The following is a 24,763-nucleotide window of genomic DNA, read 5'->3' as shown; positions in this document are numbered from 1 at the left end:
CCGATGAAGATCCTGCACACGGCCGACTGGCATGTCGGCAAGGTGCTCAAGGGGCGCTCGCGCACCGAGGAGCACACGGCGGTGCTGCGGGAGCTGATCGGCATCGCCCGCCGCGAGGACGTCGATCTGGTGATCGTGGCGGGCGACGTGTTCGACACCTCCGCGCCCCCGCCGGAGGCGCAGGCGCTGGTCATGCCGGCGCTGATGGCGCTGCGCGAGGGCGGGCGCGACGTCGTGGTGCTGGCGGGCAACCACGACAACCCGCGGCTGCTGGACGTCTACCGGCCGGTGCTGGGCGCGCTGGGCATCCACGTCGTGGGCGGGTTCCGCCGTCCCGACAAGGGCGGGGTGATCTCCTTCACGGCGCGCGGCGGCGAGCCGGTGCGCCTGGCCGTGCTCCCGTTCCTGTCCCACCGGTACGTCGTGCGCGCCGCCGAGGCGCTGACCGGCACCGCCGCCGAGCACAACCGGGGCTACGCCGAGCGGTTCGCCGAGCTGACCGCCGCGCTCACCGCCGATTTCGCCGCCGACACGGTCAACCTGGTCGCCACGCACGCCACGCTGCCGGGCGGCAAGTTCGGCGGCGGCGAGCGCGAGGCGCAGTCGATCTTCTCCTACTACGTCGAGCCGAGCGCGTTCCCGCCCGCCACCCAGTACGCCGCGCTCGGCCACCTGCACCGCCGGCAGCGGATCGACGGGCCGTGCCCGATCTGGTACAGCGGCTCCCCGCTCGCGGTGGACTTCGGCGAGGAGGGCAACACCCCGGGCGCGCTGCTGGTCACCGTGGAGCCGGGGGTGCCCGCGGTGGTCCGCGAGGCGCCGATCGGGTCGGCGCGCAGGCTGCTGACCGTACGCGGGTCGCTGGAGGAGCTGGCGGCCCGCCGCGAGGAGCTGGGCGAGGCGTGGCTGCGCGTGGTGGTCGCCGAGAAGCCGCGGCCCGGCCTGGCCGACACCGTGCGCGAGCTGCTGCCCGGCGCGCTGCAGGTGGACGTGGACGAGCGGTTCCGCCCCACCGAGCACCTGCGCTCGCGGGCCGAGGGCGGCCGGGTGCGCGGCCCGCGCGAGCTGTTCCGCGACTACCTCGCCGCCAGCGGCAAGGAGGACCCCCGGATCGCGGCCCTGTTCGACCGGCTGCACGATGAGGTGACGAGCTGATGCGACCGCTGCGGCTGCACATCGAGGGATTCGGCAGCTTCCGCGAGCCAGCCGAGATCGACTTCACCGACACCGACTACTTCGCGCTGGTCGGCCCCACCGGCGCGGGCAAGAGCACGGTCATCGACGCGATCTGCTTCGCCCTGTACGGCACGGTGCCGCGCTGGGGCGCGCAGAACGTCGTGCACCTCGCGCTGGCGCCCTCGGCCACGCTCGGCCGGGTCGCGCTGGTCTTCGAGTCGGGCGGGCGGCGCTTCGGCGTGGTGCGGGTGCTGACCCGCAACGCCAGGGGGGCCGTCGGCACCAAGGAGTCGCGCATCGACGAGCTCGACCCGGGCGGCCGGGGCTCGATGGCCGAGCTGCTCACCGCCGGGGCGCGCCCGCTGGCCGAGGGCGAGGCGGTGACCGGCGAGGTGCAGCGCATCACCGGCCTGGAGTACAGGTACTTCACCCAGTGCGTGGTGCTCCCCCAGGGCCGCTTCGCCGAGTTCCTGCACGCCAAGCCGGCCCAGCGGCAGGACCTGCTGGTGCAGCTCCTCGACGCGTCGGTGTACGAGGACATCCGCCAGCGCGCCGTCCGCGAGGAGGACGCCGCGGCGAGCAGCGCCGCGTTCGCCAGGCGGCAGCTCGCCGAGCTGTCCGGGGCCGACGAGGAGGCCGAGCGGGCGGCGCGGGCCAGGCTGGAGTCACTGGGCGCGGTCGCGGGCCTGATCGCGGCGGAGGTGGAGGAGCTGCGCGAGCGCGACGCCGCGCTGCGCGCCAAGGAGCAGGAGCGGCGCGAGGCCGCCGGACTGCTGGCCACGCTGGGCCGGCTGGCGATGCCCGCCGAGGCGGCGACCCTGGCCGAGTCGCTGCGCGCCGCCGCCGACGAGACCGCCGCGCTGGCCGCGCGGGTGGCCGGCCTGGAGGAGCGCGAGCAGGAGGCCGAGCAGGCGCTCGCGGCGCTGGGCGACCGCACGGCCCCGGCCCGCGCCCTCGCCGTGCTCGACGAGCACGCCCGGCTCACCCGCGAGCACTCCGTCGCCGCGGGCCGGGCGGCCGAGGCGGCGCGGGCGGTCCCGCCGCTCGCCGAGCGGGTCGCGCGGGCCCGTGAGGCGCTGGCGGAGGCCGAGGCGCGGCTGGAGCGCGAGCGGACCGCCAACGCCGCCGCCGCGCTGGCTGCGCGCCTGGCCGTGGGCGAGCCGTGCCCGGCCTGCCTGCGCGAGGTGACCGAGCTGCCGCACCACCCGGCCCCGGCCGACCTGCGCGCCGCCGAACGGGCCGTGCGCGAGGCGCGTACGGCGGCCGAGCGGGCGCAGGCCGCCCACGCCGCGGCCGAGGTCGAGGCCGCCCGGCTGGCCCAGGCCGAGGGCGACCTGACGCGGCGGCTGACCGAGCTGGCCGCGCAGGTGAGCGGCGACCGGGCCACGATCGAGGCCCGGCTGGCGGCCATCGAGGCGGCCGAGAAGGAGGCCGGGCGGGCCAGGCAGGAGGCGCGGGCCGGGCGCGACCGGCTGCGCGCGGCCGAGCGGCACGCCGAGGGGCTGCGGCGCACCGCCGAGCGGTCCTGGCACGACCTGGCAGCCGCCCGCGACACGGTGGTGGCGCTGGGCGCGCCGCCGCTGCCCCGCGACGACCTGCACGCCGCGTGGCGGGCCCTGCTCGCCTGGCGCGACGAGGCGGCCGGGCGGCAGCGGGCGGCGCTGCAGGCCCTGGACGCCGAGCTGGCCGAGGCCGTACGCGAGCGCGACGCGCGGCGGGCGCGGCTGGTCGCGGGGCTGCGGGCGCGCGAGGTCCGGGTGCCCGACGACGCCGGCCCCGACCAGATCGCCCGCGAGGTCACAGCCGCCACCGTGCGGGCCGAGGCCGCGCTGCACAAGGTGCGCGAGGACCGCGCGCGGGCCGCCAAGCTGGAGGAGCGGGCGCGCGAGCTGGAGCAGCAGGCCCAGGTCGCGCACGAGCTGGCCCAGCTCCTGCGGGCCAACCAGTTCGAGCGGTGGCTGTGCGCCGAGGCGCTGGAGCTGCTGGTCGCGGCGGCCTCCGAGACGCTGCGCGAGCTGTCCGACGGCCAGTACGAGCTGGTGCTCGGCGCCCGCGGCGAGATCGAGGTGATCGACTACGCCGAGGCCGGGATGCGCCGCAACGCCCGCACCCTGTCCGGCGGTGAGACCTTCCAGGCGGCGCTGGCGCTGGCCCTGGCGCTGTCCGACCAGGTGGCGGGGCTGGCCGCGGCGGCGGCGCGCAGCCTTGACTCGATCTTCCTGGACGAGGGCTTCGGCACGCTCGACCCGGCCACGCTCGACACCGTCGCCACCACGCTGGAGCGCCTGGCCTCCAGCCGCGAGCGCATGGTCGGCGTCGTCACCCATGTGCCCGCCCTGGCCGAGCGGGTCCCGGTACGCTTCGAGATCACCCGCGACGGCAGCGGCTCGCACGTCAGAAAGAGGACCCTTTGACCGTAACCTCGCTCGGTTCGCCCGGCTTCACCGTCGATCCGTGGGACCCCGGCTACGCGGCCGCGCTGGCCGCCGAGGCGCTGACCGAGGGCGGCGCCGAGCTGGGCGCCAGCTCCGCCACGCTCGACCTGGAGGTGGAGGTCCCGGCCGCCAAGTGGGGGCCGGTGACCCCGGCGCCCGGCACCTCCGTGCCGGCGGTGCTGCTGATCGCCGACGGGGTGCGCCGGATCGACGCCCGGGTGTGGATCGACGACCCCGACGGCGCGATGCCCGCGCCCGGCATCGCCGCCTCGTACGCCGCCGGGCTGGTGCGCTGCGAGCCCGGCGCGGGGAACGCCGCGGTCCTGGCGGCGCTGGAGGTGCGCCGCTCGCTGTTCTCGCCCTCGCCGCACGTCGCCGACGTCGTGACCGGCGTGGGCCGCTACTCCGCGCGCCCGGCGGCCGACGGCAGCGTCGAGGCCCTGTCGCTGGCCCTCCAGCAGCAGGTGACCGCGCTGGAGGTGGAGCTGGCCGCGTCCTACCGCGCGGGCGGCGGCCAGGAGCTGCTGCTGGTAGACGGCCCGCTGCGGGGCCGCACCCACCTGAGCGGCACCGTGGGCTACATCAAGACCCACCACACCGCCTACCTGCCGCCGCCGCAGGCGGCGGTGGTCTCGGCGCTGCGCGGCGGGCAGCGCACGCCGGTGTTCCAGATGGGCACGAGCTGGCGGCGGCACGCCTGGTACCTGCGCCTGCCCACCGCGTCCACCGCGCCCTGGGCCGGCATCGCCCGCTGCGAGGCCGGCGCCGACCTGAGCGCCGAGGAGGTGGTGACGCTGGCCGACGCGATGGCGCTGGTGCTGCCCTCCCTGGCCGGGGTCGACTACAAGGACCCGCGCGCCCCGCAGAACCTGGTCCCGATCGGCGGCCTGGAGCGCCTGCTGCGGCACCGCCTGGGCGAGCCCCGGGTCCTGTACCGCGCCCTGCGCGCTTCCGCCGCCCGCCCCGGCGCATGACGCCGGGGGCGGCGTGCGCGACGCCGCCCCCGGCGATCACGGCTAGGCCCAGGGCTGGTCGGCCGGGATGTCGGCCTCGGCGGTGCCCCAGGTCTGGCTGGGCTGCCAGCCCAGCTCGACGCGGAGCGTGCCGCCGCGCTCGATCAGCGAGCCGTCCACCCACGACTTGGTGTGCGCCTTGCCGCGCAGCTCGACGCCGGTGACGTACTTGTTGACCGGCGAGGCGTCCGGCGCCTCGATCGTGATGGTCTTGCCGCCGGCCGGGCGGATCTCGGCCCGGGTGAACAGCGGGCTGGACAGCAGCATCTCGGCGCGGCCCGGAGCCTGCGGGTACAGGCCCAGTGCGGCGTAGACGTACCAGGCGGACATGGTGCCGAGGTCGTCGTTGCCGGGCAGGCCGGCCGGGCCGTCGCTGTAGACGGTGTCCACGATCTGGCGCACGGTCTCCTGGGTCTTCCACGGCTTGCCCAGCGCGTTGTACAGCCACGGCGCGTGGATGCCCGGCTCGTTGGTCGGGTCGTAGCGCAGCGCGTCGCCGCCGCGTACCGACCAGGAGCCGTCGGGCTTGTGGAAGAAGCCGTCCAGGCGGGCCGCGGCGACCTCGCGCCCGCCCATGGCCTCGGCCAGGCCCTGCACGTCCTGCGGCACCATCCACGTGTACGTCGCGCTGGTGCCCTGGGCGAACCCGGCGTCGGAGCCGGGGTTGAACGGGGTCAGCCAGGAGCCGTCGAGCTTGCGCGCCTGGATGTAGCCGGCGTTCGGGGTGGCCTGCGGGTTGTACACGTTCCGCCACCACCGCCCGCGCTCGGAGAACGTCTTGTACTCCTCGTCGCGGCCGAGCAGCCGGGCCCAGTTCGCCAGCGCCGCGTCCGCGACCGACGCCTCCAGGGTCTCGGCCGCGCCGCCCCAGCAGTGGCACACGTCGTGCGCGGAGTACTTGGAGTCCATGTACTGCTGCAGGTTGGGCCGCTGGCCGACGCACTGGCCGGGGCAGCCGGCGTCGAGCAGGCCGTCGGGGTGCGGCACGGTGGCCTGGCGGACCAGGGAGTCGAAGGCGCCCTCGACGTCGAAGTTGCGCACGCCCATGGCGTAGAAGGTGGCCAGGGTGGCGGCCGAGGGGTCGCCGGTCATGACGTGGGTGGCGCCGTTGACGTGCACCCAGCGGTCCCACACGCCGCCGTTCTGCTTGGCGTAGTTGAACAGCGACTGGGCGAACTCGCCGGCGACCTCGGGTTCGAGCAGGGCCAGGAGCTGCACGTGGGCCCGGTACTGGTCCCAGCCGGAGAAGTTGCCGTACTGCGCCTTCTGCCCCTTCTCCACCTTGTGCACGGCCCGGTCCATGCCGAGGTAGCGGCCGTCCACGTCGCTGAGGATGTTGGGCTGGAGGAAGGCGTGGTAGAGCGCGGTGTAGAACGCCGTGCGCTGCGGGGTGGTGCCGCCCGCGATCCGTACGGCGCGCAGCTTGCGGCGCCACTCGCCGGCGGCGTCCTCGGCCACCTTCTCGACGGTGTCCCGCTGCCCGATCTCGGCCTTCAGGTTGCGCTCGGCGCCCTCAAGGCTGACATAGGAGATGCCGACGCGCATCCGCACGGTCGGGTCGCCGGAGGTGTCGAAGCCGACCCACCCGCCCGAGCCGCGGCCCTGCCGGTCGGCGCCGGTGGCGTAGCCCTCGCCGCCGCGGGCGGTGGTGCCGCCCGGCTGGTGCGTGCCGTCCTTCCAGGTGCCGGTGGAGGCGAAGGGGCGGTCGAAGTGGGCGGTGAAGTACAGCCGGTAGTAGCTCTTGCGGTTGTTGATCCCGCCGTTGGCCCGCCGCCCGCAGAACGCGCCGGTCAGCACCGAGCCGGTCACCTTCTGCCCGGCCGGGTCGATGGTGATCTCGGCGTCCTCGCTGCCGTTGAGGGAGTTGGAGACCCGGAACAGCAGGTTCGCCTGCGAGCCGCGGGGGAAGGTAAACTCGCCCACGCCCGCCCGGGTGGTGACCGCGAGGTCGGTGGTGACCCCGCTGGACAGGGTCACCTTGTAGTGGCCGGGCTCGGCCTGCTCATGGTTGTGCAGGAAGTCGGCCGCGTAGATCCTGTCGGTGGCGTCGGCGGACGGCGAGCTGTTCACCGCCCCGACGTACGGCATGATCGGCACGTCCCCGGCCGCGCCCGGGTGACACCCGGCGCCGTTGACGTGCGTCAGGGCGAACCCGCGCACCCGCGTGACGTCGTACTGGTAGCCGTTGGCCCCGCCCGTGTTGGTCTGGTCGCCCTGGGTGCTGGTCGGGCTCCAGGAAATCATGCCGAACGGCCGCGAGGCCCCCGGCCAGGTGTTGCCGCCGTTCCTGGTCCCGATGAACGGATCGACGTAGGGCACCGGATCGCTGACGGTCTTGGCGGAGGCCGCGGCGGACGCGGAAGCAGACGCGGGCACGGCGCTCACCCCGGCGCCGGACAACACGACTCCAGCGGTTAAGAGCACCGCGAACCCGTGCCGCGCCACCCGATTGGCTCTCATCGACACTCGAACCCTCCCGAACGTAAGGCACGCCATCCGGCGCGCCTCGCGGCACCCTAAAGATCACAAACCACCTCATTTCATACACTTTCGGACTGCCCCCTGAACACCACGTGACCACTGCCGTCAACCCCGCCCCACAGGTCGGAAGAGTCGGTTGCGCCCCACCGGCCGGTTACGGCCCGCCCATAAGGCGCGGGTCACCGCGTACCGCCCGCCGTCGCGGCGCCCCCGGGAAGGGCCGAGGTGAGAGCGGATGCGCCGAAGGAGGCATGGCGCGCGGCCGGCAGGCCGGTCACGCGAGGAGGGGCCGGTCGCGGGCGGATGGCCGGTCGCGGCGGATGGGCGGTCGCGGGCGAACGGGCCGGTCGCGGGCGAACGGCCGGTCCCGGGCGGACGGGCCGGTCCCGCACGGACGAGCCGGTCCCGCACGGACGAGCCAGCCCCACACGGACGAGCCAGCCCCACACGGACGAGCCGGGCCCGCACGAACGAGCCGGTCCCGGGCGGAGGGGCGGGTCATGGGGAAGGGCCGGTCCGAGGTGTGCCTCAGGAGGGTTCGGTGAAGATCTCGTCGAGAGGGCGGCGGCGGGTGGCGCCGGGCTCGTCCGTCACGCCCAGGCGCATGATCATTTGGGGGTACGCGTCGGCGAAGACCTCGCGGCGCAGGAAATCGCGCAGGTGGTACATCTCCAGGGCCTGGGTGTGGAAGGCGGCGGAGACCCCGTGGGCGGAGGCGAACAGCAGTACACGCTGGAGCGCCCGGCCGGCCGCGATCCAGTCCTCGCGGCCGTCGCCGGCGGTGACGACGGCGGCGACGGCGCCGGTCGCGGGCGAGGCGGCGCCGGGGCGGGGCACGTAGCCCCAGGACCGGCCGCGGGAGTAGTCCCGCTGGGCGAACTCCGGCTCGCCGCGGTGGCCGGCGCGCGAGACGAACGCCGGCTCGGCCCGGTCGCGCGGATAGGCGTCGGCGGGCACGCCGTCGGGGCGGTCGCTGCCGGGAGGACGGGCCCAGCGCATCAGCTCGCCCGAGTACGCCGCGTCGGCCCGCTGCACGTTCTCCGCGGCCCGGGTGACGTCCGCGACGGCGGCCACGGCCGGTTCGGGCAGGCCGGTCAGCAGCCGGGCGCCCTCGGCGCGGGCCTCGCCGTCGAGCGCGTGCAGGAACGGGCGCGGCAGCGGGCGGTGGAGGAAGCCGCCGCGGTGGGTGCGCCGCCGCTCGATCTCCTCGGCGAGCATCTGGGTGTGCTCGTCCGCCGGCGCCTGCGGCCCGAGGCGTACCGTGCCCGCCAGCGCGGGCCGGTCGGGGTCGGGCAGCACGCGCACCACCGGGTCGTATCCCGCCGCGCGTAACGCGAGCCGGAGCGTGTAGAGCGCCGCGCCGCAGCTCACGTACAGCTCCCGGGCCGTGGGGTCGGAGACGCGCAGCAGCCGGTCGGTGTCGGCGTGCACCCTGATCTCCCCGCCGGCGGCCTCGAAGGACCACGGCTGGGTGTTGTGCACCGACGGCGCCCACGAGGCGGCGGCGATGGCCGCCCGCACCGCCGTCCCCGCGTCGCTGACAGGCCGAAGGTCCATGGGTACTCCCCCTTGTTCACGGTTGCGGCTGTCTGACGGTTGCGGCCCACTCCACTCGATCCGGCCGTGGCCGGGCAGTGGCGAAGGACCCCCGCCGGGCGGGACCAAGGACCCCGCGCGGGACCGGCACCGCCGAAGGAGACGGGGAGCCCAGGATTTGCGACACGTTCGCGGCGCGCTCCTGACCGGGCCGAGGGCCGGCGGATACACCTGGACACGAGCCCGGCGCGACCCGCGCCGCGTCCGACCTTCCAGGGGGTTTCCATGGCCAGGCCCGTGTCCGGTAACGTCCGCTTCTCCCCGCTCACCCTGCTCACCCGGCGCTGGGCGACCCTGGCGGCGATAGCCACCACCGCGGCGGTCGCACTGGCCGCGCCCTGGCTGCCCGAGACCTTCGCCGCCTGGGGCCTGTTCTCGGCCGCGCTCATCTACGTGGCCTGGGGCTCGGTACGCGCCGCGCGCGGGCGTCCCGGCCGGATCGCGCTCAACCTGGCGGGGCTGGTGCTGTTCACCGTGATCGCGATCGTCTCGGTCGAGCTCGGCGGGGACGCCGGGCGCTACCTGCTGGCCGCGGGCTGGCTGGGCCACGCCGTCTGGGACTGGGTCCACCACCGGGCGAACCAGGTCGTGCCCCGCCCGTACGCGGAGTGGTGCGGCGTGGTGGACGTGCTGACGGCCGGCGCGGTGCTGTTCCTGCCCTGACCCGTCAGGGGGCCGGGAGCCCGGCGCGCAGCCGGGACGGGGCCCGCCGCCTCACAGCCGGGTCGCGGTGCCGTCGAGGAGCAGGGCCAGTTTGGCGCGGTACCACTCGCGGGGGTCGCCCTCGATCACCTCGCGGACGATCTCGGCCAGGGCGGCGGACTCGGGCTCGGGCCGCGCCGCCCAGGACTCGCGGAGCAGGTCGAGCGCGCCGGCCGTGCCGCCCTCGGGGACGTCGTGGCGGCGGGAGAGCTGCTCGTACCCGACGTACACGTCGGCGGCCAGATCGACGACGCTGTCCACGGCGAGCACGGCCAGCCGGGGCGGGAAGCCGAACCCGGTGAGCGCGTGGGCGGTCTTGTAGAACAGGCGGATGACGGCGGGCGGGGTGCGCGGCAGCTCGCGGACGCGCTCGGCCATGCCGGGATGGGCGGCGAACACCTCCCACACGGTGTCGCCGGTGCGTTCGAGGTACACCCGCCAGCCGGCGTCGGGCTCGGGCCACTCGACCCGCCGCACCGCCAGGTCCATCGCCGCGATGAGCAGGTCGTCGCGGCTCGGCACGTGGCGGTACAGCGAGGAGTGCTTGACGCCGAGCCGGGCGGCCACCGCGGTCATGGTGAGGTCGCGGAAGCCCACGGCGAGGGCGGCCTCGGCGATGTCGGCGATCTCGAAGGTCGGCCGCCGGCCCGGCCGCGGCCCCGCCCGCCACGGCCGGCCCGATGTGACGCTCATGGCCACCATCATGCCCGTCCCCCGGGCAGGCGCCAGGCGCGGGAGCGTTCGCGCCGGAACGCGGCGTAGCGGCCGTCGCGGGCGAGGAGGGTGGCGTGGTCGCCGTGTCCGGCGATCCGGCCCTGCTCGAGGACAGGATCTGGTCGGCGGCCATGACCGTGGACAGGCGGTGGGCGATGACCACGAGGGTCTTGTCCTCGGTCAGGGCGTGCAGCGCCTGGGTGACGGCGGCCTCGTTCTCCGGGTCCAGGGCGGCGGTGGCCTCGTCGAGCAGCACGATCGGGGCGTCCTTGAGCATCGCCCTGGCGATCGAGGCAGCGCCGCGCCCAGCCGCCAGTCGAAGGCCAGGCTGACCAGGACCACGGTCACCGGCGTCACGTACGCCGTGACCAGCGGGTGGAGCAGGTGCTCGGGCACGCCCACGACCGCGCGCACGCCCTGGACGACCAGGCGGCCGATGCGTCCCACCCGCTCGGCCTCGAACCGGCCCAGCGGCGGCGTCAACCCCCCGTCACGCTCGGGCAGGGAGTGCCGGAGGCGGACGGTCCGGGCGGCTCGCCCTTCGCCGGCGCGACCGGCGCGGCCGAAGTGGCGGGCGTGGCCGGTGCCGCCGTGCACTCGGGCCGCGGCGGTTGCTCCGGGCCGGGGTCCCAGCCGCAGCGCACAACGAGGGCCAGCGTGAGCAGCACGGCGACGGCCCCGGCCAGCAGGGCGAACACCCTCGGGATCGGGCGCGGCGGGGACGGCGGCGCGGGCTCGGGGGCGGGCCGCCCTGAGGACACCGAGCCACCCGGAACGGGGCCCACCCGAACAGGGCCCACCGGGCCGGGGACGGCGGCCGGCGTACTGTGCGGGGAGCGCAGCGGGAACGCCGGGCCGGAGATCAGGGTGAAGCCCTCCTCGTCGGCCAGGAAGCGGCGGTAGGCGTCCAGCGCGGCCGACCTAGCGGCGTCCAGGTCCTCCGGCGCGGGCTCCAGGGACGAGGTGCGCGGGCAGGCGAATCCGTACAGGAGCTGGAGCGGGCGGCCGTGCTCGTCCAGGGGGTCCTCCGGCTCGCCGGCGTCGGCGGCGGTGACCCGATGGGTGACCTGCGCCACCGTGTACGCCCGCCCGCCCGGCGTCGTGACCTCGATCACCGACGCGCGGTCCCGTGCGGTCTGGGGGCGTACGGCGTCGGTCAGGACGCCGTACTCGCGGTCGGCGACCATCGGCTCGGGGGCCAGGAGCGCCCGGTAGCCGAGGCGGCGGCCCCGGGCGATCAGGAACGGCCAGCCGGGCGTCACGCGGGCCACCCCTGCGACAGCCGCGAGTTGGGCAGGCGGCCCTCCAGCATGTCCGGTTTGCTGCGCATGTCGCGCAGCACCCGCTTGCGCGCCTCCATGAACCGCCGTACCCGCTCCTCCGCCTCCCCCAGCTCGCGGCCCACCGCCTCCGCCCGGCTCCCGGTGGCGGAACGGCGCGCGTCCAGGTACATCCCCATGAAGACGTCGCCCATGATCGCCACCGCGGGCTGGCCCAGCGCGGCGAGCAGCGCCCGTCCGGCCGTCTGCCCGGCCAGGGCGGTCGCGGCGGCGATGCTCTCCAGGGGGCTCTGCCGGGTGCGGCGGCGGGTCTCCTCGTCCAGGGCCGCCTTGAACTCGGCCTGCAGCCGCATCTCGGCCTGGTCGAACAGGTCGGGCACGACCGCCGACAGCGGCACGTCCACGTACACGGGGCGGGCCTGGGCGTGCGGCACCTTGACCACGTGGCCCTGCCCGTCCATGCGCGCGAACCCGGGGCCGACCGCGCTGACCGGGATGAGCCGGACCACCCGGTCGCGGCTGTGCGTGCCGACCAGCGCGCGGAAGTGGTCGTTGGACATCAGCATGTTCCGCACGATCGCCAGCCGGGCGTTCTCGTCCTCGTCGAGGTCGTCGAGCAGGTCCCACTTGGTGATCACGAAGTGGATCGGGCAGGTCGCGTTCATCATGTGCGGGATGAGGATGTTCAGCGTCCGGTCCAGCTCGGCCCAGCCGCCCGGGTGGCCGTCCAGGTGGCGGCGGATGCGCTGACCGTCCAGGATGCCGAGCAGCGCGTGCGCCGACTCCATGTGCGCGAACAGCTCCTCGCGGCCGCGCGCCCCGTCCTCGTCGGTGCCGGTGAGCAGTTCCCCGGCGTACTCCAGGTAGTCCAGCCGCAGCACCTCGTGCACGACGCCGCCCGACCTGGTCCTGACCGAGAACAGGAACCGCCTGGTGTCGCCGACGGCGGTGCCGTAGGGCCAGTCCCGGTCCGAGCCCGAGGAGGACGTGTCGGCCATGGTGGAGTACCACTCGGTGAGCCTGGCGACGTCGGCGGGCGGGGCGGAGAGGTAGTAGCTCTGCCGGGTGGGGGCCTTGAGCTCCTGGAACATGCTGGCCAGCAGCAGGGTCTTGCCCGAGCCCTGCAGGCCGAGCGCCACGATGCGGAACGTCGGGATGTTCGCCTCGATGCTCGCCTGCCCCAGCGGCGCCCGCGGCTCCCCGTCCCGGCGCCGGCGGCGCCGGCGTACCAGGGCCGCGACGACCCCGGCGCCCAGGATCGCCACGGCGACCACCAACGTGATCACGCTCATCCGCACCGCCCTCCGCGAACGGGTCTTGTCGGGTCCGGCGACCACCCTGCGTCCGCGCGCCGGGGGCCGCATGAGTACCCCCCTGCTCATTTCCGTTCACCTGGCTTGCGCGAATTGCCGGAAAGGCCGGTTGAGAGATCACGAACGTGCGTAACATACGGATCTTGCTAGCCGTCAAACCGTCCTTCGGGGGAGAGTCAACGATGCTCACGCGCAGGAACGTGCTCATGGGCGCCGCGGCGCTCGCGCCCGCGGTCGCGCTGGACGCGCGTCCCGCGGCCGCGAGGGCGGGCGCGCCCGCGCTCAGCGTCACCGGAGTGGCGCCCTCGCAGCTCGCGCCGCTGGACGACGTGCTGAAGACCTACATCAAGGAGCGCGAGATCTCCTGCGCCCAGCTCGCCGTGACCAAGAACGGCAAGCTGGTGCTGGCCCGGGGCTACCGCTACACCGACGACGCGTCCATCCCGGCCGTGCAACCGACCTCGCTGTTCCGGATCGCGAGCCTGAGCAAGAACATCACCGCCGCGGCGGTGCTCAAGCTGGCCCAGGACGGCCAGGTGTCCCTGGGCACGCCGATCACGACGCTGCTCGACCTGCCCACCGAGGGCGACGCCCGGCTGAGGAACGTCACGCTGTGGCGGCTGATGCAGCACACCGGCGGGTGGGACCGGGAGATCTCCAAGGACTACCTGTGGCTGGACCGGACCATCTCCAAGGAGCTCGGCGTCCCGCTGCCGATCGGCCACCAGCAGATCATCGAATACGCCGGCGCCCGCCCGCTGGACTTCACGCCGGGCTCGCGGATGGCCTACAGCAACTACGGCTACATGCTGCTCGGCCGGGTCGTCGAGAGGGTGTCGGGGCGGAGCTACGAGTCGTACGTGAAGGAGAAGCTGCTCGCCCCGGCCGGGATCACCAGGATGCGCCTGGGCCGCAGCCTGAGGTCGCAGGCGGCGCGGGGCGAGGTGCCGTACTTCTCGCTCTACACCACCACCATGGTCATGGACGCCTCCGGCGCCACCGTGCCCTACCCCTACGGCGGCTTCAACATGCCCAACCAGGACGCCAACGGCGGCTGGCTCGCCTCCGCCCCCGACCTGGTCAGGTGGGCCCGGGTGTTCGACGCCCCCAGCTCGATCCTGAGCTCCCTGTCGATCTCGCGCGCCTTCGCCAAGCCCGAGATCGGCGTCAACGAGCACGGCTCCTGGTACGGCTGCGGCTGGTGGGTGCGCCAGGTGCCCGGCCACCTCAACACCTGGCACAGCGGCAGCATGCCGGGCACGTACACCTACATGGCCCGCCTGCAGAACGGCGTCACCTACGCCGCGCTGTTCAACCGCCGCGAGGAGGAGGGCACCCCCGACTACGACGTGCTCAGCTCCCGCGTCAACACCGCCCTCGGCCAGATCTCCGCCTGGCCCACGACCGACCTCTGGTCCCGCTACTTCTAGCCGCAGCCGGGCCCGTCCGGCGCGTCCCCGGGCGGGCTCACCGCTGCTGCTCGCGCCTGAGCTTCCGGCGTTCCCAGGCGTTGGGATGGCGGATGACCGCGCCCCCCATGCCGCCGGTGCCGGTGACGCGGACCAGCGGCGTGCCCGGCAGCCGGTCGGAGGTGGTCTTGTCCCTGAACCCGCCGAGGCCCGGGTCGACCCCGCCGGTCTCGGCGATCCAGCCGTCGGGGATCACGACCGTGACGCCGCCCGCCTCGCCGTGCACGTCCAGCTCGATCTCGGGCAGTTGGCACACGACCTGGGTGAAGTCCAGCTTGGCGCCGCCAAGGCCGCCGTACGCGGTTATCCTCGCCGGGACCTGCCAGCGTCCGGCACGTGTCGCCCCGTGGAGACCCCCCTTGACGACCAGCGGCTGCCGCGGCGCCGGCGGAGCCTCGGGGGGAAGGTCGGCGGTGAGGGGCGTCAGGTCGGCGTAGGTCTTGGCGGTCAGCGCCCGGTCCAGCCGCGCGTCCAGCTCGTCAAGGTCGATACGCCCTTCGGCCGCCGCGTTGTTCAGCCTCTCCACCACCGCGTCGCGGTCGGCGTGAGAGACGCGCCACTCACCGCGCAGGGCAGGCTCTGGGGGTTCGCCGGTCATGCCTCGATGATACGGAGGAACCGCCCGCGGCATCGCACATGATCGAAACCGGCGCTCACGCCCGCCTCAGGAGGCCGCGCGGCGGCCCGCCCACTCCGTCAGCTCGCCGAGCGGCCAGGTGTTCACCACCCGCCCGGCCTCCACGCCGCACAGCGCGGCCCGCTCGCAGCCGAAGCGCTGCCAGTCGAGCTGCCCGGGGGCGTGCGCGTCGGAGTCGATCGCGAACACGCACCCCATCTCGTACGCCAGCCGCAGCAGCCGCTTGGGCGGGTCCAGCCGGTCGGGCCGGGAGTTGATCTCCACGGCCACGCCGAACGTGCGGCACGCCTCGAAGACCAGCTCGGCGTCGAAGTCCGACTCCGGCCGCAGCCCGCCCCGCCGCCCGCCGGCCTTGACGATCCGGCCGGTGCAGTGGCCGAGCACGTCCACGTTGGGGTCGGCGATGGCGGTCACCATGCGGCGGGTCATCTCGAACCGGCTCATCCGCAGCTTGGAGTGGACGCTCGCCACGACGACGTCCAGGCGGGCCAGCAGCTCGGGCTCCTGGTCCAGGGTGCCGTCGGGGTTGATGTCCACCTCGATGCCGGTCAGCACCCGGAACGGCGCCAGCTCCGCGTTCAGCGCCTCGACCTCGTCGAGCTGGCGCCGCAGCCGCTCGGCGGACAGCCCGTTGGCCACGGTCAGCCGGGGCGAGTGGTCGGTCAGCGCCAGGTAGGAGTGGCCGAGCCCCATCGCCGCCTCCGCCATCTCCCGGATCGGCGACCCGCCGTCGGACCAGTCGGAGTGGGAGTGGAGATCCCCCCGCAGCGCCGCCCGCAGCGCCGCCGTCTCCTCGTCCAGGTCGGCCCCCGCCGTCGCCTGCAACCGCCGCAGGTAGGTCGGCACCTGCCCGTTGAGCGCCTCGGTCACCGCCAGCGCCGTGACCTTCCCGATCCCCGGAAGCTCCGCCAGCCCGCCCGTCTCGGCGAGCCGCACCAGCTCCTCGCGCGGCAGCCGCTCCACCACCCCGGCGGCCCGCCGGAACGCCCGCACCCGGTAGGTGGGCTCCCCCGCCCGCTCCAGCAGGAACGCGATGTCCCGCAACGCCTCAAGCGGCTCCATGGGCCGAGTGTAGTCATGCGCTCCGCGGCCACGGCCGGGCGGCGGGCGTGACCCCCGTTCGGGGGTCGTGCGCGGCGGGGCCCCGGGGATGGATGCTGGGCGGGCAGAGCGGGCAGGAGAGGACCCGTGGGAGGGGCTATGCGGGCAGTGGCCGTCACGGCGCCGCCGGCCGGGGCGAGTCCGTCTCCTGACCCGTTCGGTCCACGGGCTTGTGACATCGCGGTGAAGATCGAGGCCGCCGGGCGTACACTGGGCGTCCCTCCGTCCTTCCCACCTGCCCGCACGTGGTCGGCCAATGCCCCCCGGTCTGCTGTCGCTCGACCCGGAGAGCCGCGATCCCGCTCGGGCCGCGCTCAACCGGATCGTCGCCCTGTGCGCCGCCGTGATGCGCGGCGCCGAGGGAGTGGTCGCGGCGGTCGCCGCGCTGCTCGGAGCGGTGCCCCCGGTCTCGTACGCGTGGCTGGGCCCGGCCGTGGCGGTCAACCTGTCCTGGACCGCGCTGTTCGTGTGGACGGCGCTGCGCCACGGCCTGCCCTCCCGGCTGATGGCCGGTGAACTCGTCGTCACCGGCGCCTTCTGCCTGGCTCAGGGGCGGCTCGTCGTGGCGGAGGCGACGGTGGGGGGCGCGAGCTGGATCGCGGTGCTGGTCACGATGACGATCCTGCTCGCGTCGATCACCTGGCGGGCGCGGGCCGCGGTGCCCGCCGGGCTGGCGCTGGCCGGGGCCCACCTGGCCGGGGCGGAGCTGGCCGGGTTCGCGGGCGGGGCGTTCACCTTCGGCATCCACCTCCTCCAGATCGCCGCGACGGTCACCCTGATGACCCTGCTGCGCCGCTCGGCCGGCCTCGCCGACGCGGCGCTGGCCCGGCTGCGCGCCGCGCAGAAGGAGTCGGCGGTGCTGCGGGCGCGCCGCGCCGACGAGCGCATGCAGTACAGCCGGGTGCACGACACCGTGCTCAACACACTGACGACGATCGGCGCGGGCGGCGCGGCGGCCACCTCCCGGACGCTGCGCGAGCAGGCCGCCTCCGACCTGGGCGAGCTGGAGCGCATCGCCGCGGGCACCGCGGCGACGGGCGGCGCGGTGGACCTCGGGGAGGTGCTGTCGGGCGTCGCCGGGCGCAGCGCGCTGAGCGTCGCCGCCGAGCTGAGGCCGCAGACCGTGCCGCGGCACGTCGCCGAGGCGTTCGCGGGCGCGGCGGCGGAGGCGCTGACCAACGTGGCCAGGCACGCCGGGGTCGGGGAGGCCCGGCTGCGCTGCGACGGCGCGGCGGGCCGGGTGCTGGTGGAGGTGATCGACGCCGGCGGCGGCTTCGACCGGGCGCGGGTGCCCGAGGGCCGCTTCGGGCTGCGCCGCTCGATCGTGGAGCGCATGGAGTCGGTGGGCGGCGGGGCCGGCGTCGAGTCCGGCGCGGGCGGCACCCGCGTCACGCTGTGGTGGTCGCCGTGAGCGAGGACCCCGAGGTCGAGGTGGCGCGCCGCTACGCCGGCGCCGCCACGGTCGCCGCCGTCGTGGTGGCCGCGTGCTGGCACCTGGGCTACGACCTGACCGCCATGCTCGTGAGCTGGGAGCGGTACCGGTGGCCGCTGCTGGCGGCGGGCGCGTGGGCGGCGTACCTGGCGATCGGGGTGGCCGGGAGCGTCGCGCTGCTGCGCCTGCGCCGGCCGCTGCGCATGGTGTGGGCGTACGCCGCGGGCGCGCTGGCCCTGGACGCGGCGGTGATCGCCGCGTCCTCGCCGGGCGAGGTGCTGGGCCTGGCCGACTGGGGCTGGGGTTCGGTCGGGTGGCTGGGGCTGATCCTGTTCTGGCGACGCCGGCGCCACCTGCGGGAGCTGATCTGGTTCCTGCTCGCCGACGGGGCGATCATCGTGGCCGGGATGGCGCTGGCCGGGGTCTACGACCGGGTGTCGCTGGCGCGGGTGCTGATGGTGTACGCGGGCGGCGTCACCCTGCAGATCGGCGCGAGCGTGGGCGGGCACGCGCTGGCGTTCGCCGCCCGCCTGGCCGCCGAGAAGTCCGCCGAGCAGGCCGCGACCGAGGCCGCGCGCGAGATCGCCGAGCGGGTGCACGCCGACCGCATGCGCCGCTACGAGGCCGTCCGGCACGCCACGGCCGACCTGCTGACCGCGATAGCCGAGGGCGCCGACCCGGCCGACCCGCGCGTGCGCCGCGAGTGCGCGGTGGGCGCGGCCCGGCTGCGCCGCCTGATGACCGAGACCGACGACGTCCCCGATCCGCTGCTGGCGACGCTGCGCGAACACGTGCTCGACGCCGAGCGGCGCGGGGTGGTGGTGTCGCTGGAGCCGCCCGTCGGCACGATCCCCGAGCTGCCCGCCGGCGTGCGCCACTCGCTGGCCCGCGCCCCGCTGGAGGCGCTGCGCCGGGCGCGCGGCGAGGCCCGGGTCACCGTGTACGCCGGCGGCGGCGAGGTGATCGTGAGCGTGGTGGCCGACGCGGAGGACGTGCCCGTGGAGCACCTGGAGGGCGTCCAGGTCACCCAGCAGAGGGAAGGGAGGTCGGTGTGGATCCAGAGCCGCTGCGCGGTCCCGTGACGCTCGCCGTCGTGGAGGACCACCCGGTCACGGTGGACGGCATCAGGCTGTGGCTCTCACAGGACCCCGGGCGCAGGGTGGAGCTGGTGGCGAGCGGTCCCACGGTGGAGGCGGTGCTCGGCGGACCGGGCGCCACCGCCGACGTGCTCCTGCTCGACCTGGAGCTGGACGGCGTCATGATCATCGACCGGGTGGCCGAGCTGTGCGCCGGAGGCCGCCGGGTCGTGGTCTTCTCCGGCCACCGGGAGCCCGAGACGGTGCTGAGGGTGCTCGACGCCGGCGCCTCGGCGTTCCTGGCCAAGCACGAGAGCGCCGAGCACTGCGTGGACACGATCGTGGCGGTCGCCACCGACCGGCCGTACGTGACGCCGACCATGGCCCGCGCCCTGATCTCCGACGACCGCCCGCAGCGGCCCAGGTTCTCCGAGCGCGAGCACCTGGCGCTGCTGCTGTGGTTCCAGTCCATGTCCAAGGCGTCGGTCGCCCGGCGCATGGGCATCAGCGAGGCCACCGTACGCCAGTACATCGACCGCGCCCGGGTCAAGTACGCCAAGATCGGACGCCCCGCGCCCACGAAGGCGGCGCTGCTCGCGCGGGCGATCCAGGACGGGCTGATCCGGCCCGAGGAGGTGCGCGACTACCGCTCCTTCGCCGCAGGCGGCGACTGACCACCCCGGCAGCCCCTGCGAACCGCCCACCCGGCAGCCCTTGCAGACCGCCCACCCGGCAGAACTTGCGCACCGCCTCCCGGCAGACCCTGCGGACCGCCCACCCGGCAGACCCTGCGGACCGCCTCCCCCGGCAGAGCTTGCGCACCGGCCCTCGGCGGACCCTGCAGACCGCCGCCGCCCGCTCGCTACCCGCCGTGCGGCAGGCCGGGAGCGCCGTCCTGCGGACCGCCGCGCCGGATCGCCGCGGACCTGCGGCGGGCCCAGCGGCGGCCGAGCAGCAGCGAGCCGGGCACGGCGACCACGCCGAGCAGGCCGGCACCGAGGTCGATGCCGAGGTCGCCCACCCGCACGCCCACGTCGGCGTCCAGCAGGCCGCCCCCGCCTTCCCCTCCGCCCCCGCCCAGGCCGGGCAGGCCGACCGAAGCCGAGACGCGGACCTCGATCAGGGCGTCGCGCCGGGGCGGCGGCTCCGGCTCGGGGCCGGAGGTGGCGGGCGGGGGCTCGGTGGGCCCGGACGTGGCCGGCGGCTCGGGCTCCTGGGAGGGCGGCTGCGACGGCTCCTGGGACGGCCCCGGCCCCTGCGAGGGCTGCTGGGACGGCCCCGGCCCCTGGGTCGGGCCCTGCGACGGCCCGGCGGTCGGCCGGGTCGGCCGTTCCGAGGGCTCGGCGGAGGGGACGGAACGCGTGGGCGAGGGCGCGGGCCGGGTCGGCGGCCCGGCGGTGGGCCGCGTCTCGGGGCCGGCGGACGGCGGGGCGGTGATTGGCTCCTGGGCGTCGGGGGTCCGCTCCGGCGGCACGCTGACGGACAGGCTCGGCGCCGGTGTGACCGGAGGCGCGGTGTCGGACGGGTCGGTGGCGGGCGGCGTACGCGTGGGCGCCGTGGCGGCCGGCTGGGCGACCGGCGGGCCCGGAACGTCGTCGTCCATCACCACGAACGCGGTCACGACGCCGCCGCCCGCAACCACCGCGAGCACGCCCGCCGCGATCAGCTTGCCGGCCGGGGTCAGCAGCGTCTGGGCCAGGCTGGTGCCGGTGCTGAACTCCGGCGGCGGCAGCACGCCGAACCCGACATGGGTCGCCGCGAGGCCGCCGAGTCCGAGCCTGCCGCGCCGCTCCCAGTCGGCCCCGTACGCCGCGACCGCCATCTCCTCCAGTTCGGCCAGGAACGCCCGCGCCGACGCGGGCCGCTCGGCCGGGCTCTTGGCCATGCCGTGCGCCACCAGCGGGCGTACCGGCTCCTGGACCGGGTCGAGCGGCGGCTCCGCGTTCTGGTGCTGGTAGGCCAGCGCCGCGATGTTGTCGGCGGCGAACGGGCGCTTGCCGGCCAGGCACTCGTAGAACACGACCGTGGCGGCGTAGACGTCGGTGGCCGCGCTCGCGGGGGCCTCCTCCCACAGCTCCGGCGCCATGTACGGCGGCGTGCCCACCATGTGCCCGGTCTCGCCCGACGGCACGGCGATGCCGAAGTCGACGAGCTTGCTGTGGCCGTCCACCGTGACGATCACGTTCTCCGGCTTGAAGTCCCGGTGCACGACGCCGACCTCGTGCGCGGCGGCCAGGCCGAGCAGGGAGCCCTTCAGCACGACCAGGGCCGCCTCGGGCCCGGTGGCGCCCTCCTCCCGCAGCATCCGGCGCAGGGTGACGCCGTCCACCAGCTCCATCACGATGGCCGCGCCCTGCTCGTCCTCGACGTATTCGCGCAGCCTGGCGATATGCGGGCTGTCGAGCGCGGCGATCAGGCGGGCTTCGTCACGGAACCGGCGGACGAACTCCTCATCTGCCCGCATTCCCCTAGAAAGGTATTTGATGGCGACGAGCGTTTCGTCGGCGTCATGGCGGGCGAGCACGACCCGGCCGGAGCCGCCCGTGCCGAGCTCCCGTATGTGGGTGTATCCGGGCACCTGCCATGCCCCGCGCTTCCCCATGAGCGGACTCCCTCCGCGCCCGGCGGCCTCAGTCGAATACTGGTCGGAAGTTATCCTTTACTTTGCCGCATGTCGAGATCCCTTCCCATGGGACCGCTATTTGCAATAAAGGGAGTGCTTTATCCGCTTTTACTGCTTGTCAAGGCCAGATTTGTGACTTATACGGAATGCGGCTGAGCGGGTCCCGGCCCCAGGACCGCGCACGCGCACAGAACGCGCCCGCCACGGCCGACCGCCGCCCCACACCTGCCCGCGCCCCAGCAAGCCGGGCAGGCGGGCACAGCGATCGACTCACCGCCGAGAGCTGCGGGATGGCGTCCCCACACGCCAGGCGCCCGGCAAACGACGGCGGCGCGCCCACCACGGGCCCCAGCAGCCGCCACGCCTCCTCACGCGCCGTGCCTCCTTCACCCGCCCGCCCAGCACCAGCGTCAGCGCACAGACGTCGCGCACCGCGTGGCCGCGCGGCCCACGCGCCGCCACCCCCGCATCCCCCGGCAAGGCGGCACGCCGACCGGTTCGGCCTGGCGGCCCTCGACCAGGATGACGGTGACACGGAGTTCCCGAACCGGTCGCAAGTCCAGCAGGCGCGTCTGCTCGACAGGACACACGACGTGGTCGAGCGACCCGCTTTCGGCAGAAGGCATGCGGTCGCCAAGTGGCCCACGCGCCGCTGCCTCCACATCCCCCGGCAAGGCGGCACGCCAGCCGGTTCCGCCTGACGCCCTCGGGCAGGATGGCGACGGCGCGGAGTCCCCGGGCCCGATCGCGGATCTCCCCACCACGCGTGCCTGTTCCGGCAGGGCGAAGCTGCGGTCGTCAGGGTCGGCGTACGGGGTGCCGCGCCACGGCGCCGGACGGCACGGCTGAGCCGGATGACGAGCCGCCTGCTGAGGGGGCGGCGCCGGGCGAGGAGCCGCCCGCCTAGGGGGCGTCACCTGGGCGAGGCGTGCTGCGGGTGGCGCTTGGCACTGTGTGCGGCAGGGAGGCCGCGTCAGATGCCCGCGCTCGGTGACATGTCGCCTATGTCACCCTTCGGCCACGCCCGCGCCTGCACCCGTCGCATCAGGTGCTTGCGCGCAGTCGCCCGCCGCCTGTGCGCCTGTGCGCGGTCGGCACCGCAACTCCTGACTCCTCCGTCACAGCGCGGCCGTGGCCAAACGGCCTCGAAGGTAAAGAATTCGTCCCGGCATCCCCTACTGCGCCGGGGAATTCGGCGTGGGGGCTATGCGTTACGTTTGCTATCGAATGTCCGAATCCTCTAAGTTCGGGCTTCAGGTAATGAGTCGGCGGTCAGACGTGCAACGAAGCGCGACGCCGACGTGTCAATCCGAGACCGTGTCTCCCCCGTGCCGCCGTCGTGGCGCACTGGGGCACGGCCGCCGAATCCGCGATCTCGCGGAACCGGGGACCCATCGCATCTGGGGTGAATCGGACGCCCGCCCAGCGGGCGCCCGTAGGGCACTTCCACGCCCGAACCCGTCAGCTAACCCGGTAGGCGGCATGGAAGCAAGGAGCGAAATACCCCCATGGCGATCAACGTCAAGCTGCCCCGATCCGTCACGAAGACCCTGCGCCTGTCCCTGGGCGCCGCCGTCACCGCCGGCGCGATCGTCTCCGCGGCTCCCGCGTTCGCCGCGGCCCCCGAGGCCGCCCCCAAGGCCGCCCCCGCCGCGGTCGCCGACCAGCCGCAGACCCTTCCGCAGGCCAAGGTGTCGGCCCAGACCGTGCTGCGCATCGCCGAGAGCCAGCTCGGCATCAGCGAGAACGCCGCCGGTGGCGGCACCCCGTACCACACCTGGTACATGTCCTCGCAGCGGGCCAAGGAGACCGCGGCCCGTGACGGCGGCACCATCAACGCCTATGCCAACGCACCCTGGTGCGCGATGTTCGTGTCCTGGGTCGGCGAGAAGGCCGGTATCACGCCCAGCATCGGCTGGGACGCCTACACCGTCTCCTGGGCCAAGTGGTTCGAGGCGAACGGCCACTACGGCCACGTCGCCCAGCCGGGCGCGGTCGTGTTCTTCAACTGGGAGGGTGACCGCACCATCAGCGGCATCGACCACGTGGGCCTGGTCAAGAAGGACAACGGCGACGGCACCATCACCACCATCGAGGGCAACACCGGCAACGGCAAGGTCGAGGAGCGGGTGCGTCCCGTCTCGCACGTGGCCGGCTACGGTTACCCCGCCTACAAGGCCTGACGAGAGTCGCGTACAGGCACACGGCCGCCCGGTCCCGGATCATCCGGGGCCGGGCGGTCGCGTGTCCGGCTACGGGGTCAGACGGCGGGTCAGGCGGGGACGCGGGCGAAGGCGCGTACCGGGATCGTGCCGAAGCCCTCGACGCGGAGGGGCACGGCGGTGAAGCGGGCCCCGGTCGCGGGCAGTTCGCCGAGCCCGGTCAGGTGCTCGACGACCGGGATGCCGGCGCCCAGCAGCAGCGTGTGCGCGGGCCGTTCGGGGTCGCCGGTGTCGTCGATGTTCACCGCGTCGATGCCGACCAGGGCCGCGCCGCGCTCGGCCAGCAGGGCCGCGGCGCCGCGGGTGAGGAAGTGGTGCCCCTGGGAGTACTCCGGGGTGCCGAAGCGGACGTCGTCGCCGGTGTGCAGCAGCACGGCGGCCCCGGCGACGTCCAGGCCGGCCAGCGTCCCCGCGTCGATGCCGCGCGGCGCGCCGGGCTCCGGCCGCACCACCAGCGCGGGCAGATCGACGGTGCGCTCCAGCGGGATGGCGGCCAGGTCGGCGCCATCGGCGAACCGGTGGTAGGGGGCGTCGAGATAGGTGCCCGTGTTGCCCACCATGGTGATCTCGTCGATGGCGAACTCGGTGCCGGGCGCGTACAGCCCGCGCGAGTCCTCACGGGTCAGGTGCGGCGTGATGACCGGCCCCGGCAGCCCGGGGTAGGTGACCATGCCTGCCCGGATGACGTGGCTCAGCTCGACGAGCCGCCCGCCCGGCTGTCCTGCGTGCTGGTCGGCCATCCTGACTCCTCTCCTCTCAGGGCACGTACACCGTGCCAGATCAGTGCGTACGCCGCCAGCACCGCCCCCGCCCCGACGGCCGCGCCGATCCCGCCCCGCACCACGAGACCGGGCAGGCCGAGCGCCGGATCGGGTGGGGCGGCGAGCCAGACCCAGGCGACCCCCGCTGTCACGGCCAGGCCCGTCACGCCACGGCGTACCGGCGCGGGCAGCGAGGGGGCGCGCGGCACCGGCGCCACGGCCGTCAGCCCGCGCCCGCACCACCAGGCCACCACCGCCAGGCCGCCCGCGGTCGAGGCGTATTGCGCCAGCTTGTACGCCGGCAGCGTCCCGGCGACCGGGGCCGACAGCCACGCCCAGCCCCAGGAGTGGGTGAAGGAGTCCCACAGCACGTGAGTGACGGCGCCGGCCAGGACGCCCGCCGCCATCGCGGGCGCGCGGCGCCACCCGGGGCGTTCCAGGGCCGCCACCCTGGCCGCGAGCGGCGGCGGCAGCAGGGCCGTCAGCGGGTCGCGCAGGACGTACTGGAACAGCGCGAGCAGGACCAGCCCCGCGGGCAGGCAGCGCAGCGCGATGCCCGCCGGGGAGTGCCACTCGCGGTACTCCCCCAGTGGGAGGAACAGCGGCAGGTCGGGCACCATGGCCCCGGCCGCGAGCGCCCAGGGCTCGGCCAGGCGCCGCACCCGCGCGGCGCCGATCAGGGGGATGACCGCGGCGACGTGGCTGACCGTGAACGGCACGGCGGCGTGCCGG

At 75.0% G+C, this 24,763-nt stretch carries 20 protein-coding genes and 1 riboswitch; of the genes, 9 read left to right on the top strand and 11 right to left on the bottom strand.

From position 1 onward, the window contains the following. Nucleotides 1-3: 3 nt before the first annotated feature. From HNP84_RS09095 to HNP84_RS09085, 3 genes are read left to right on the top strand one after another with little or no spacing between them, the layout of a single operon-like run. The gene (locus tag HNP84_RS09095) at nucleotides 4-1,155 is read left to right on the top strand and encodes an exonuclease SbcCD subunit D (RefSeq protein ID WP_185048921.1); all 1,152 of its coding nucleotides are present in this window, start codon (nucleotides 4-6) and stop codon (nucleotides 1,153-1,155) included. After that, nucleotides 1,155-3,590 carry an AAA family ATPase gene (locus HNP84_RS09090; protein WP_185048920.1) on the top strand — a complete coding sequence of 812 codons (2,436 nt, stop codon included), beginning with the start codon at nucleotides 1,155-1,157 and terminating at the stop codon, nucleotides 3,588-3,590. The genes HNP84_RS09095 and HNP84_RS09090 overlap by 1 nt, the downstream gene beginning before the upstream one ends. Then, on the top strand, nucleotides 3,587-4,585 hold the full coding sequence (locus HNP84_RS09085) for a hypothetical protein (RefSeq protein WP_185048919.1): 999 nt from the start codon (nucleotides 3,587-3,589) through the stop codon (nucleotides 4,583-4,585). Before HNP84_RS09090 ends, HNP84_RS09085 begins: the two co-directional genes overlap by 4 nt. A gap of 42 nt (nucleotides 4,586-4,627) precedes the next feature. Here HNP84_RS09085 and HNP84_RS09080 read toward each other — a convergent pair whose 3' ends face one another. Together HNP84_RS09080 and HNP84_RS09075 are read right to left on the bottom strand one after the other, a co-directional pair. Then, complete coding sequence (locus HNP84_RS09080) at nucleotides 4,628-7,084, bottom strand: GH92 family glycosyl hydrolase (RefSeq protein WP_185048918.1); 2,457 nt, start codon at nucleotides 7,082-7,084, stop codon at nucleotides 4,628-4,630. Between the two features lie 549 nt (nucleotides 7,085-7,633). Then, on the bottom strand, nucleotides 7,634-8,662 hold the full coding sequence (locus HNP84_RS09075; RefSeq protein WP_185048917.1) for an Acg family FMN-binding oxidoreductase: 1,029 nt from the start codon (nucleotides 8,660-8,662) through the stop codon (nucleotides 7,634-7,636). A 264-nt stretch (nucleotides 8,663-8,926) separates the two neighbouring features. Here HNP84_RS09075 and HNP84_RS09070 point away from each other — a divergent pair, with 264 nt between their 5' ends. Further along, a complete protein-coding gene (locus tag HNP84_RS09070) occupies nucleotides 8,927-9,364 on the top strand; it encodes a hypothetical protein (protein ID WP_185048916.1) in 438 nt (145 codons plus the stop codon). 51 nt (nucleotides 9,365-9,415) lie between these two features. On the opposite strand, the gene HNP84_RS09065 is transcribed toward HNP84_RS09070, so the two are convergent. From HNP84_RS09065 to HNP84_RS09050, 4 genes are all read right to left on the bottom strand, one after another. After that, nucleotides 9,416-10,096 (bottom strand): TetR/AcrR family transcriptional regulator, encoded by a 681-nt coding sequence (locus HNP84_RS09065; protein ID WP_185048915.1) that lies wholly within the window; start codon nucleotides 10,094-10,096, stop codon nucleotides 9,416-9,418. 201 nt (nucleotides 10,097-10,297) lie between these two features. Beyond that, nucleotides 10,298-10,600, bottom strand: a complete 303-nt coding sequence (locus tag HNP84_RS09060; RefSeq protein ID WP_185048914.1) for a hypothetical protein — start codon at nucleotides 10,598-10,600, stop codon at nucleotides 10,298-10,300. After that, nucleotides 10,597-11,379 carry a hypothetical protein gene (locus tag HNP84_RS09055; protein ID WP_185048913.1) on the bottom strand — a complete coding sequence of 261 codons (783 nt, stop codon included), beginning with the start codon at nucleotides 11,377-11,379 and terminating at the stop codon, nucleotides 10,597-10,599. The genes HNP84_RS09060 and HNP84_RS09055 overlap by 4 nt, the downstream gene beginning before the upstream one ends. Continuing rightward, nucleotides 11,376-12,689 (bottom strand): hypothetical protein, encoded by a 1,314-nt coding sequence (locus HNP84_RS09050; protein ID WP_185048912.1) that lies wholly within the window; start codon nucleotides 12,687-12,689, stop codon nucleotides 11,376-11,378. The genes HNP84_RS09055 and HNP84_RS09050 overlap by 4 nt, the downstream gene beginning before the upstream one ends. A gap of 203 nt (nucleotides 12,690-12,892) precedes the next feature. Between HNP84_RS09050 and HNP84_RS09045 the strand changes: the two genes are divergently transcribed. Next, on the top strand, nucleotides 12,893-14,140 hold the full coding sequence (locus HNP84_RS09045) for a serine hydrolase domain-containing protein (protein WP_185048911.1): 1,248 nt from the start codon (nucleotides 12,893-12,895) through the stop codon (nucleotides 14,138-14,140). A 37-nt stretch (nucleotides 14,141-14,177) separates the two neighbouring features. On the opposite strand, the gene HNP84_RS09040 is transcribed toward HNP84_RS09045, so the two are convergent. Further along, nucleotides 14,178-14,777: a DUF1707 SHOCT-like domain-containing protein gene (locus HNP84_RS09040; RefSeq protein ID WP_185048910.1), complete on the bottom strand. Its 600-nt coding sequence runs from the start codon at nucleotides 14,775-14,777 to the stop codon at nucleotides 14,178-14,180. A gap of 66 nt (nucleotides 14,778-14,843) precedes the next feature. Then, entirely contained in the window at nucleotides 14,844-15,878 is a 1,035-nt protein-coding gene (locus tag HNP84_RS09035; RefSeq protein WP_185048909.1) for a PHP domain-containing protein, read from the bottom strand. Nucleotides 15,879-16,173: 295 nt separating this feature from the next. On the opposite strand from HNP84_RS09035, the gene HNP84_RS09030 reads away from it, so the two are divergent. The 3 genes from HNP84_RS09030 to HNP84_RS09020 are packed head-to-tail and all read left to right on the top strand — an operon-like array spanning nucleotide 16,174 to nucleotide 19,099. After that, the gene (locus tag HNP84_RS09030) at nucleotides 16,174-17,328 is read left to right on the top strand and encodes a sensor histidine kinase (protein WP_185048908.1); all 1,155 of its coding nucleotides are present in this window, start codon (nucleotides 16,174-16,176) and stop codon (nucleotides 17,326-17,328) included. Next, the gene (locus tag HNP84_RS09025; RefSeq protein WP_185048907.1) at nucleotides 17,325-18,431 is read left to right on the top strand and encodes a hypothetical protein; all 1,107 of its coding nucleotides are present in this window, start codon (nucleotides 17,325-17,327) and stop codon (nucleotides 18,429-18,431) included. Before HNP84_RS09030 ends, HNP84_RS09025 begins: the two co-directional genes overlap by 4 nt. Then, a complete protein-coding gene (locus HNP84_RS09020) occupies nucleotides 18,401-19,099 on the top strand; it encodes a response regulator (RefSeq protein ID WP_312924175.1) in 699 nt (232 codons plus the stop codon). The genes HNP84_RS09025 and HNP84_RS09020 overlap by 31 nt, the downstream gene beginning before the upstream one ends. 188 nt (nucleotides 19,100-19,287) lie before the next feature. Here the strand turns inward: HNP84_RS09020 and HNP84_RS09015 are convergent, their stop codons facing one another. After that, on the bottom strand, nucleotides 19,288-21,027 hold the full coding sequence (locus tag HNP84_RS09015) for a serine/threonine-protein kinase (protein ID WP_221335993.1): 1,740 nt from the start codon (nucleotides 21,025-21,027) through the stop codon (nucleotides 19,288-19,290). Between the two features lie 1,370 nt (nucleotides 21,028-22,397). Continuing rightward, nucleotides 22,398-22,543, top strand: a riboswitch (cyclic di-AMP (ydaO/yuaA leader). 13 nt (nucleotides 22,544-22,556) lie between these two features. Between HNP84_RS09015 and HNP84_RS09010 the strand changes: the two genes are divergently transcribed. Beyond that, nucleotides 22,557-23,231, top strand: a complete 675-nt coding sequence (locus HNP84_RS09010) for a CHAP domain-containing protein (protein ID WP_185048906.1) — start codon at nucleotides 22,557-22,559, stop codon at nucleotides 23,229-23,231. Between the two features lie 89 nt (nucleotides 23,232-23,320). Here the strand turns inward: HNP84_RS09010 and HNP84_RS09005 are convergent, their stop codons facing one another. Next, on the bottom strand, nucleotides 23,321-24,010 hold the full coding sequence (locus tag HNP84_RS09005) for a cyclase family protein (RefSeq protein ID WP_185048905.1): 690 nt from the start codon (nucleotides 24,008-24,010) through the stop codon (nucleotides 23,321-23,323). Then, on the bottom strand, nucleotides 23,962-24,750 hold the full coding sequence (locus HNP84_RS09000; protein WP_185048904.1) for a DUF4184 family protein: 789 nt from the start codon (nucleotides 24,748-24,750) through the stop codon (nucleotides 23,962-23,964). Before HNP84_RS09000 ends, HNP84_RS09005 begins: the two co-directional genes overlap by 49 nt. Nucleotides 24,751-24,763: the final 13 nt, after the last annotated feature.

It is taken from the genome of Thermocatellispora tengchongensis (assembly GCF_014202315.1).
In the GTDB taxonomy this organism is placed as follows: domain Bacteria; phylum Actinomycetota; class Actinomycetes; order Streptosporangiales; family Streptosporangiaceae; genus Thermocatellispora; species Thermocatellispora tengchongensis.
The sequence above is the reverse complement of the archived record's forward strand: the minus strand, read 5'-3'. Positions and strand labels throughout refer to the sequence as shown.

Excerpts from the sequence above, each read along its gene's own strand:
- HNP84_RS09095 (WP_185048921.1), top strand. The coding sequence starts at position 4 with ATGAAGATCCTGCACACGGCCGACTGGCATGTCGGCAAGGTGCTCAAG.
- HNP84_RS09090 (WP_185048920.1), top strand. The coding sequence starts at position 1,155 with ATGCGACCGCTGCGGCTGCACATCGAGGGATTCGGCAGCTTCCGCGAG.
- HNP84_RS09080 (WP_185048918.1), bottom strand. The coding sequence starts at position 7,084 with ATGAGAGCCAATCGGGTGGCGCGGCACGGGTTCGCGGTGCTCTTAACC.
- HNP84_RS09075 (WP_185048917.1), bottom strand. The coding sequence starts at position 8,662 with ATGGACCTTCGGCCTGTCAGCGACGCGGGGACGGCGGTGCGGGCGGCC.
- HNP84_RS09070 (WP_185048916.1), top strand. The coding sequence starts at position 8,927 with ATGGCCAGGCCCGTGTCCGGTAACGTCCGCTTCTCCCCGCTCACCCTG.
- HNP84_RS09065 (WP_185048915.1), bottom strand. The coding sequence starts at position 10,096 with ATGAGCGTCACATCGGGCCGGCCGTGGCGGGCGGGGCCGCGGCCGGGC.
- HNP84_RS09050 (WP_185048912.1), bottom strand. The coding sequence starts at position 12,689 with ATGAGCGTGATCACGTTGGTGGTCGCCGTGGCGATCCTGGGCGCCGGG.
- HNP84_RS09045 (WP_185048911.1), top strand. The coding sequence starts at position 12,893 with ATGCTCACGCGCAGGAACGTGCTCATGGGCGCCGCGGCGCTCGCGCCC.
- HNP84_RS09040 (WP_185048910.1), bottom strand. The coding sequence starts at position 14,777 with ATGACCGGCGAACCCCCAGAGCCTGCCCTGCGCGGTGAGTGGCGCGTC.
- HNP84_RS09035 (WP_185048909.1), bottom strand. The coding sequence starts at position 15,878 with ATGGAGCCGCTTGAGGCGTTGCGGGACATCGCGTTCCTGCTGGAGCGG.
- HNP84_RS09030 (WP_185048908.1), top strand. The coding sequence starts at position 16,174 with ATGCCCCCCGGTCTGCTGTCGCTCGACCCGGAGAGCCGCGATCCCGCT.
- HNP84_RS09015 (WP_221335993.1), bottom strand. The coding sequence starts at position 21,027 with ATGGGGAAGCGCGGGGCATGGCAGGTGCCCGGATACACCCACATACGG.
- HNP84_RS09010 (WP_185048906.1), top strand. The coding sequence starts at position 22,557 with ATGGCGATCAACGTCAAGCTGCCCCGATCCGTCACGAAGACCCTGCGC.
- HNP84_RS09005 (WP_185048905.1), bottom strand. The coding sequence starts at position 24,010 with ATGGCCGACCAGCACGCAGGACAGCCGGGCGGGCGGCTCGTCGAGCTG.